The organism is Citrobacter sp. T1.2D-1, assembly GCF_950098555.1.
In the GTDB taxonomy this organism is placed as follows: Bacteria; Pseudomonadota; Gammaproteobacteria; order Enterobacterales; family Enterobacteriaceae; genus Citrobacter_A; species Citrobacter_A telavivensis.
On sequence record NZ_CATNHH010000039.1, the window covers coordinates 1 to 452 of the forward strand.

General features: G+C 54.9%; 1 protein-coding gene. It reads left to right on the forward strand.

The annotated features are described in order from the left end of the window. Window positions 1-100: 100 nt before the first annotated feature. Window positions 101-427 (forward strand): hypothetical protein, encoded by a 327-nt coding sequence (locus tag QQZ17_RS26495; RefSeq protein WP_446715183.1) that lies wholly within the window; start codon window positions 101-103, stop codon window positions 425-427. Window positions 428-452 lie beyond the last annotated feature (25 nt).

Sequence of the window (452 nt, forward strand, 5' to 3'; positions counted from 1 at the left end):
ATCTACCCCGGACCCAAAGCCGTGCAATCCTGCACTTGTCGAGCTGTGGTTCGCTGCACCACGAAAGCTAGCTGACACTTGACTCTTTGACTTCCGCTAGATCTCCTGCCTATCCTGGAACCCAAGAAACATCGACGTCCTAGCTACCGGCTCTGGAGACGGCACAGCCAGAATGTGGGATTTCCACCCCGACTCGCCGACCAAAGACAAGTTCAAATCCTCGTCGAGTGGCCGTGCGCTTGTCAGCCGGCAAAAACCCTTGGTCATGAGTCATAAAGCTATAGATTCGGGACGCAAGGCCGTCACGTGTATGGCTTGGCATCCTGATGGGACGGTGCTGGCGACGGGTAAGCGCATCCTGCCCTCAGCGGCTAAGATCTTCCACCTCAATATCACCCCAACCGCTCTGCATCCAGCTAGGGATTGAGCTTATGATCCGGATTACTCATAAT